The following is an 8800-nucleotide window of genomic DNA, read 5'->3' on the forward strand; positions in this document are numbered from 1 at the left end:
GGGAAGCACGACCAAGATTGCCATGAACCCGTTTAATATGCGTATAATTGAAATTACTATTTGATTTTACGGTAATAAAGTGAGTCGTTGGCAACAGTTATTCGAAAGTAACGAACGCTTATTCTGGACCTTGCACAGCGTGGGCTGGGCGGGTTTTGCGTTAATTTATTATATTGGTTCGTTTCTTCATGATGTCCGGCCTATCTGGGTCTTTATCATTTTGCTCAATGCTTATGCCGGCTGGTTACTGACCATTCCGTTACGGTATGTGTTTCGTTGGGCCAGAAAACTGGCTCCTTTGAAAATGATTACTACCGTCATTCTCGCCTGTTATGTGGTGGCGCTGGTATGGGCAGTAGTAAAGAACGTTAACTACTGGGAAATCTATAAGCACGGCTACCGGCCTGATGCCTGGTATCTGTACTTTACCAATACGATCAATTCTCTGATCATGGTGGGCTGCTGGACGGGTACCTATTTTGGTATCAAGAACTTCCAGATGCTGCAAAAAGAAAAGCAGAATGCATTAAAAGCCAGTACCATGGCGCATCAGGCGCATATTAAAATGTTGCGCTATCAGCTTAACCCTCACTTCCTGTTTAATACACTGAACGCCATTTCCACGCTGATCCTGCTGAAAGAAAATGATATTGCAGAAGCCATGGTGTCACGGTTATCGGACTTTTTACGCTATTCTCTGGATAATGATCCCATTAAGCGGGTTACTTTGGGTGAAGAAATCAAAGTACTGCGTTTGTATCTTGAAATAGAAAAAGTACGATTTGATGACAGATTAGATGTAGTATGGGATATTGAACCTGATTGTGAGTCAGCCCTGGTGCCGGGGATGATTTTGCAACCGCTTATTGAAAATGCAATTAAACACGCCATATCCACTATGGAGAACGGCGGTCAAATTTCTATTTCTGCACGTACCTTTGGCAACGACCTGTTAATGGATGTCGCTGATAACGGGCCCGGTGCGGAAATAAAGGATGGTCAGCTGCATCGTGAAAACGGTGTGGGGTTAGTGAATATAAAGGAACGTCTGCAGTCTTTATATCAGCGTAATTTTGCTTTTTCGGTTGAACATAATCAGCCGTCAGGCATACGTGTGAGACTGCGGATCCCTTACGAAGTATAAGACGTAAAGCATGAGTGATCGTAAAATAAAAACTGTCGTGGTAGACGACGAGCCGTTGGCAAGGAAAGGGTTACGCACACGTCTGGAACGTCACGCTGATGTAGAAGTGGTGGCGGAATGCCAGAATGGTCTGGATGCGGTAAGCGTAATTTCTAAAAACCGGCCTGATTTGGTTTTTCTGGATATCCAGATGCCGGGTCTGAACGGGTTTCAGGTCATTCACAAACTCCGTGAACTGAACCAGCCAATTCCGATGATTGTATTTGTCACCGCTTATGACAGCTATGCTATTAAAGCGTTTGATATTCATGCAGTTGATTATTTGCTGAAACCGGCTGATGATGCCAGATTGTCAGATGCGCTGGTGAAAGTAAGAGAGTATTTCACTACCCGTGACCAGGATGAGCAGTCCCGCAAGCTGGTAAATCTGGTGGCTGAGCTTACCGGTGATGATACCAACGAAATTCTCCGTAAACTTGCCAGCGGCGAGTCTATCGACACCAATCCTTATCCGGAAGTACTGGCCATTAAAGACGGCTCTGAAGTGACCCGTGTTGCCGTGCAGGACATCCAGTGGATTGACGCTGCCGGTGACTACATGTGTGTTCATGCGCTGGATGGTATGCATATCATGCGTAAAACCATGAAGGAACTGGAACAGGAACTGAACCCTCAGTGGTTCGTGAGAGTTCACCGTTCTGCCATTGCCAATATCCGCTTCGTTAAGAAGCTGGTGAGTCATATCAGTGGCGAGTATCACCTTATTCTGCAGAATGACACCGAGCTGAAAGTCAGCCGCAGTCACCGCGATAAAGTCAAAGCTGCGATGAAGATGTAGAAAAACGGAGCATTATGCTCCGTTTTTTAATTTATCCTCCCGGTAACAGGTTACGCATAACGGTTGTTCATAAGTAGTTTCATGGTATCAACTGACAGGTCATCCAGCGGTTTACGTTGCTTCCAGGTGTCTTCCAGAGGAACCTGAACCGGTTTGCCATGTAGTTCTCCAATCATTACGCCGGTTACAGCACTGCCCGTCAGAGTTGCCGCATAGGCCCCCAGCTTAAGTGCCAGCAACCTGTCCTGAGAGACCGGCGAGCCGCCCCGCTGCACATGCCCGAGAATAACAGGACGCACTTCCGTTTCAGTAAGCGATTCCAGTCGTGAGGCTAAATCAGCAATCCCGCCGGGCCAGAGATTTTCCGCCAGCACGATGATATAACTCACGTTACCGCGTTGTTCCCGGCGTTCATTGAGCTGAGTCAGGATGTCTTTTAATGTCTTTTCTTCGCTTTCAAACAGTTCCGGCAAAATGACATAGTCTGACGCTGAGGCAATTGCGCCGTTCAAGCCGAGGAAACCGGCATGTCTGCCCATCACTTCTACCAGAAAAACACGCTCAAATGCATCAGCAGTATCCCGTACTTTATCCACGGACTGGACAGCGGTTTCAATTGCAGTGAAATAGCCGATAGTGGCGTCTGTGCCGTTAATGTCGTTATCAATGGTACCCGGTAACCCAATGATCTGACCCTGCCAGAATTTTCCGAGATGGGCCGCGCCGCGAAAAGAGCCGTCGCCCCCAATGACAAAGAGGGTATCTATACCGAGCGCAGTAAGATTGGCAGCAGCAAGCTTTCCGGACTCATCTGTCTTGAAAGGCTTGCAGCGGGCACTGTGTAAAATCGTGCCCCCGCGCTGGGCGAGGTTGTGTACCTGACGACTGTCCAGCGTCATGTATTCCTGTGACAGCAAACCGTTATAACCATGCAAATAACCGACGATGTCATGGCCGGCCCGTTCACAAACCAGCACGATGGCACGGATACAGGCATTCATGCCGGGAGCATCTCCTCCCGAGGTGAGTATGGCTACTTTACTGTTCACGTTCCGTCCTTATTGAATCAGAGCCGGCAAAGTATGCCAGCGGGTTGAACTGCAAGTGTTGATACGAATCATATAAGCCACAGAGAGACAGAATTGTTACTAAAAATTAAATAGTATTTACTGTGATTTTCAGGGCTTTATAGTGATAACACATCACCGTGAAGCATAGAGGTGAGCGTATCATTGTTCAATGGTTTCAGGCAGGAACAGTCATGAAAAAATGGGTAACGGTTATATTTGTCTTATTACTGGGCGGATGCAGCAGTAAACTGGCATACAACAATCTGGACTGGCTGGTTTACTGGTACATGGATGATTACATCGAGCTGAATAATCGCCAGGAAGCCATGTTTGATAAGCAGCTGGACAAGTGGATTGACTGGCATCGCAGTAAAGAATTGCCCGCCTACATTAATCATCTCAAACTGGTGAAAGAGGATTTGGCAGAGAACCGGCTGACAGAACAGCGCCTGTTGTCTCATTACACCAAAGCCACGGAGCACTGGCAGCGTTTGCGGGAGGAAATCACTCCGCCTCTGGCATCAATGGCGGGTGAGCTGTCAGACGAGCAGGTGATCAGACTGTTTGCTGCACTGGAAAAGGACAACAAGGAAACAGAGGAAAAGATAGAAGAAACCAATGAGTGGTCAGAACAGGAACGCATGGAAGACCGTGTAGAAAGCCTGGAAGAGGATATGGAAGAAAGGATCGGCCGGCTGACAGAGGAACAAAAACAGTTAATTCAGGATATGGCGCCCGGCTTCATGCCGTCACGGGAATTGTGGCTGGCATACAGGCGTGATTTACAGCAGCGGGCGAGGGTGTTATTCGCCGGCCGTAAGAATAATCCTGAATTTACTGAGCAGCTTACTGCGCTGATGCTCAATCCTGAACAGTACCGGTCTGAAGCATTTCTTCAAGTCTGGCGAAACAATCGACAGCAACATGCCAGACTTGCGTCATCTGTCGCAAGTTCTCTGACAGCGAAGCAAAAAAGCAAGCTGGAGGATGAGATCAACGATATGATTGCCAGCCTCGAAGATTTGCTGGACGAATAACTGCTTGGAATCCCAACTCAGACCGGTCTACGGTTTTTTACTTTCACTGCTGACCGCTTTTTTGTGGGGCGTGCTGCCGGTAGCGTTAACCCTTTGCCTTAAGGTAATGGACAGCCCGACAATTACTTTTTACCGGTTCCTGACGGCAGGGCTGGTGGTATTTTTTATTCTTAAAATACGTCGCAGCCTGCCTGTTGCCGCATCGTTGACCCGCAATGGCTGGTTGCTGGCGGCCCTCGCTACGGTGATGCTGGTAACCAATTATGTCACCAACGTTATGGGATTAAATTACCTCAGTGCGTCCAGTGCCCAGGTTCTCATGCAAATTGCACCGTTTGTGCTGATGACCGGCGGGGTGTTGTTGTACAAAGAGTCGTTTACCAAAGTGCAGTTTGCCGGTGCGGGCCTTTTGATCCTCGGGCTGGGATTGTTTTTCAATCAGCGGTTGCCTCAGATATTTGCCTCAGAAACAGAAAGCATTGCCGGCCTGTTCATCATCGCCGGTTCAGCAGTCGCATGGGCTATTTATGCACTGGCGCAAAAACCATTGTTACGCACTTTATCAGCCAGACAACTCACACTCATCATGTATGCCGCAGGTGGCATGTTACTTATTCCGCTAAGTACCCCGACAGAGCTGATGTCCATGGACGGATTGCAAATGGCAGCACTGGTGTTTTGCTGCCTGAATACACTGGTTGCCTATGGAGCTTTCACCGAGGCGATGCGTGTCTGGTATGCGTCTAAGGTATCCGCCGTGCTGGCAGTACAACCGGTCTTTACTTTTATCAGTATGACGTTAGCTGAGAAAATTATGCCTGATACCTTTCACCAGCCGGAACTGGACACGGTTGCTTATGGCGGAGCATTACTGGTGGTCACCGGCTCGATGATGGCCGCGCTGGGAAGGAAAAAGCCTGTTAAAGTGTTATCAGGCAGCCTTTCCGGTAAGTCCTGATAATTCTGCTCTCAGTTCCTCAAACTTTTGCAGGAACTGAGGCTTCATGAACATACCATCCAGCAGTTTCAGCAACCGCTTGCTGTCTGTTAATAAAGCCGGCTGCTCTTTAGTATCGGTGTTCAGCAGTTTAATCACGCATTGCAGCAGGTTGAGGGCAACCCCGGTATTCACCGGTGCAAACTGCAGGGCTTTGGTGAAAGACGTGCGTGCCGCTTTATAATCGCCCTGCTGATAATGTTCAATGCCTTCTTTGTTATGCATAGAGTAAAGCTGTTGTTTTTCAGCAGCCTTTTGCTTGTCGGTATCCAGCATCTGTTTTACAGAATCGTGCAGGTTACCTGATCGAATTACATTCACCAGAGCGTCTGCTTCATCATACTCGCCGATGGCATACATCACTTTTAAACTGTCCGGCGCATAGGTTTGCGGATAAGACTCGTATTTGTGCTGAATCGCTTCCTGGCCACTGTTCAACGCCCGCTTAGCTTCGATGAGCTTTCCTTCAATGCTGTGAAGACGGGCTGTAAATATTTGTTCATAGATCACGAAATCGAATTCGTCGTTATTACGGCTGAGGTAATCGTCAAACTTACCCCGCTGCACGGCAAGATGGGCTTCCTGCTGATAGCGGTTACGGGTTTTCTTATCTTCAGCGTTTTCCGCTACTTCCAGAATACTGCGAATGTAGCTGCACCAGATATCCGCATGCTCTTTTACCGTTTTACGGGACAACAACCAGATTGCCTGCGCACTTTCACTGGCCAGCACAAAATCCTTGTGTTGACGGGCGATATGACAGGCAATGTGATGACGCTCTGTGCAGTAAGGGGAAATTTTGATGGCATGACGTATGGTTTCTGCAGCCCGCTCAGTGTCGTTATTGAGTAACTGGCATTCTGCCACCACGTCATAAGCTTCGGCACTGAAACGGTTACGTTGCAGAACGCTTTGTGCCATAGAAAGGGCCTTGTCCCGCTCATTCATTTTCAACCAGTTTTTAGCCAGTGCCAGTTGCAACCAGGGCACCGGTCTGTCTGTATCAAAATCGCTCAGTACATTCAGAGCACCGGCGAAATCTTTCTGTTGCCAGCAAATGCCGGTGAGCAGTTGTGCAACCGAACCACGGTAAGGCCGGTTAGTAGCAAGTAATTTTTCCGCCTGCTTTCGGGCAAGGGCAGTATCGCCTTCATGAAGCGCATGATAAACGGGCAGCAGGGCCTGGCGTTTTTTCCAGGCACGTTCAAGACGGGTTTTCAGCTGGTTTTGGGAAAAGGGTTTTATCAGGTAGTCGTCAGGTCCGCGATCAATAGAGCCCAGTACGAAGGGACGGGTGCTGTCAGCACTGATCAACATCACAATGGTTGAGGGTTTTGCCAGTTTCTGACTACGCAGCTCTTCGATAAACTCAAAACCGTTCTTTTTGTCAGAGCCCAGATGAAGGTCGCTGATGATGATATCAAACTTGCGTTTCCGGCACAGGGATAACGCCTGCTCTGCGGAGGATTTGGTGACAACTTCGGTTGCACCCATAGAATGCAGCAGACCCCGCAAAACCAGCAGAAAAGGGCGCTGATCTTCTATAATCAGTACACGTTTATCTGCGTAATTCATCTACCTGTTACCCTGAAACCAGACTTTAGTATAATGATCGGACCATTACGCCTAAAGTTCAAGTATGTAAATTTGTACGGATCTGTCTTTAGTTATCCCGGTCAATGCCGATAAGCACAGTATGAGTACACCCGATTTACCCTTTGACTCTGGCCGGCTACCGGCACTGATCCCTGATCGTGAATGGAACGGGGAGCTTGCCCGTGCGGCAGGTAAAGGCGCACAGTTCTCCCTTTTCCTTGCCATGCATTGTCAGCCCGGTGCTGAGCACTTTTCACTGTTGCCTGCAGAGGCAGACGGGGTTACCGGCGATCCTCATTTTCCCGAGCGTCTGAATCACTATAAACGGCCACCGCTTAAGCCCTCTGATGCCGATTATATGGCGCTCAATACCACGGCAAAGATGGCGAATTCCGGCTCAGCGGCGGCCTTTTCATTATGGCAGTCTATGCACCCTGATCCGTTAAGTGCCCATGACAACGCCACGCTCATTCCTCCCGAAGTTAAGGAAAATTGCAGTCTGGCAACCCGTATGCGGTTGCAGCATATTTCCCGCCCGCCGGAACCTGTAGATGAAACTATGCTGGATGAGGTGATAAGCGGTTCTTCCTCATTGCTGACTGCCTGAAAAAACGCTTATTTTTTGTTAGATCCTGAGCTGATTTGGAAAATCGCAGACGTTCTGGTATATTTCGCGCCGCAATTTGCACTGGTCTTACGCTCCAATCAGCAAAGGTAAATATAAAATGACTCAATATATCGTTTGCGCGATGTACAAATTCGTTGCGCTTGAAAACTACGAAGCTATGCGCCAGCCGCTCCTCGAAAAGATGGAAGAGCAGGGTATCAAAGGCACATTATTGCTTGCCAGCGAAGGCATCAATGGCACAGTTTCCGGTCCCCGGGAAGGGATTGATAACTTACTCGCTTATCTGAACAGCGACCCGCGAATCAACCCTATCTCTTACAAAGAATCCCTGCATGACGAGCAGCCGTTCTACCGCACCAAGGTAAAACTGAAAAAAGAGATTGTGACAATGGGTGTGGAAGGTATTGATCCCCGCCATACGGTAGGTACATACGTGAAACCCAAAGACTGGAACGGCCTTATCAGTGATCCTGACGTGCTGGTTATTGATACCCGCAACGATTACGAGATTGAAATCGGTACTTTCAAACATGCCGTCGATCCAAAAACAAAGACCTTCCGTGAATTTCCTGACTATGTGAAAGGTAACATGGACCCGGAAAAACATAAGAAGGTGGCCATGTTCTGTACCGGCGGTATCCGCTGTGAGAAATCCACGGCTTATCTGAAAGAGCAGGGATTTGACGAGGTTTATCACCTGGAAGGCGGTATTCTGCAATATCTGCAAGATGTACCGGCAGAAGAGTCTTTATGGGAAGGTGACTGTTTTGTATTTGATAACCGTGTTGCGGTGAATCATGATTTACAGAAAAGTCAGTATGATGCCTGCTATGCTTGTCGTTTGCCGATCACTGAAGAAGACAAACAGTCTGATAAGTACGAACCGGGTGTGAGTTGCCCTCATTGTCACGGTACACACAGTGACGACCAGATTGCCCGCTTCCGCGAGCGTGAGAAACAGGTTCAGCTGGCGAAAGCACGCAGCGAAGAGCACGTGGGTTCTGATGCAAGACTGGCAATGGAAAAACGTCGTCAGGAAAAAGCAGAAGAGCAGCGTCAACGTGCGCTGGCAGCAAAACAGGCACAGGTTAAGTAGACAGCCGGGAAGTTGGGTTGTACACTTTGTTCATAAGTCGTAATTAATCAGGACATTAAGTGAGCACCCAACTTACAGAAGAAAAAATCGCAGAAATCAAAAGTGATTTCAGCTTCTTTGATAAAGACGGTAACGGTCAAATCGATCTGCCTGAATTTATTGAACTGCTGACCGTATTGTCGCCGAAAACGAAAATGAGCCATGTGGAAGAAGGGTTCAAAATTATTGACGACAATGATGACGGCTACATCGATTTTGAAGAGTTTCTTGCCTGGTGGCAGGAAGGCTGGTGGGAATATTAATCCTGCATAGTTTTAAAAAAACGGGCTTATTCAGCCCGTTTAATTAGATGGTCCGCCTCACCTCTAAGCTAGTCTTAGAGTTAGGCAATCAA

At 48.1% G+C, this 8800-nt stretch carries 9 protein-coding genes; 7 read left to right on the top strand and 2 right to left on the bottom strand.

All coding sequences use genetic code 11. The features are described from left to right. Positions 1-79 precede the first annotated feature (79 nt). A complete protein-coding gene (locus AC4PME_RS16580; protein ID WP_491045314.1) occupies positions 80-1144 on the top strand; it encodes a sensor histidine kinase in 1065 nt (354 codons plus the stop codon). A gap of 10 nt (positions 1145-1154) precedes the next feature. Then, positions 1155-1982 (top strand): LytR/AlgR family response regulator transcription factor, encoded by an 828-nt coding sequence (locus AC4PME_RS16585; RefSeq protein WP_119501298.1) that lies wholly within the window; start codon positions 1155-1157, stop codon positions 1980-1982. 50 nt (positions 1983-2032) lie between these two features. Here the strand turns inward: AC4PME_RS16585 and AC4PME_RS16590 are convergent, their stop codons facing one another. After that, on the bottom strand, positions 2033-3031 hold the full coding sequence (locus AC4PME_RS16590; protein ID WP_491045313.1) for a 6-phosphofructokinase: 999 nt from the start codon (positions 3029-3031) through the stop codon (positions 2033-2035). A gap of 212 nt (positions 3032-3243) precedes the next feature. On the opposite strand from AC4PME_RS16590, the gene AC4PME_RS16595 reads away from it, so the two are divergent. Further along, positions 3244-4089: a DUF6279 family lipoprotein gene (locus AC4PME_RS16595; protein ID WP_491045312.1), complete on the top strand. Its 846-nt coding sequence runs from the start codon at positions 3244-3246 to the stop codon at positions 4087-4089. Positions 4090-4093: 4 nt separating this feature from the next. Then, positions 4094-5047: a DMT family transporter gene (locus tag AC4PME_RS16600; RefSeq protein ID WP_474845924.1), complete on the top strand. Its 954-nt coding sequence runs from the start codon at positions 4094-4096 to the stop codon at positions 5045-5047. On the opposite strand, the gene AC4PME_RS16605 is transcribed toward AC4PME_RS16600, so the two are convergent. Continuing rightward, on the bottom strand, positions 5021-6661 hold the full coding sequence (locus tag AC4PME_RS16605) for a response regulator (RefSeq protein ID WP_491045311.1): 1641 nt from the start codon (positions 6659-6661) through the stop codon (positions 5021-5023). The two genes, AC4PME_RS16600 and AC4PME_RS16605, sit on opposite strands and share 27 nt — an antisense overlap. Positions 6662-6782: 121 nt before the next feature. Here AC4PME_RS16605 and AC4PME_RS16610 point away from each other — a divergent pair, with 121 nt between their 5' ends. The 3 genes from AC4PME_RS16610 (at position 6783) to AC4PME_RS16620 (ending at position 8708) form a co-directional block, all read left to right on the top strand. Next, positions 6783-7289: a VC2046/SO_2500 family protein gene (locus tag AC4PME_RS16610; RefSeq protein ID WP_491045310.1), complete on the top strand. Its 507-nt coding sequence runs from the start codon at positions 6783-6785 to the stop codon at positions 7287-7289. A 118-nt stretch (positions 7290-7407) separates the two neighbouring features. Beyond that, positions 7408-8406 (top strand): oxygen-dependent tRNA uridine(34) hydroxylase TrhO, encoded by a 999-nt coding sequence (gene trhO / locus AC4PME_RS16615; protein WP_491045309.1) that lies wholly within the window; start codon positions 7408-7410, stop codon positions 8404-8406. 59 nt (positions 8407-8465) lie between these two features. Then, complete coding sequence (locus AC4PME_RS16620; RefSeq protein ID WP_119501305.1) at positions 8466-8708, top strand: EF-hand domain-containing protein; 243 nt, start codon at positions 8466-8468, stop codon at positions 8706-8708. The last annotated feature ends 92 nt before the right edge of the window (positions 8709-8800 follow it).

It is taken from the genome of Alteromonas sp. (genome assembly GCF_984505615.1).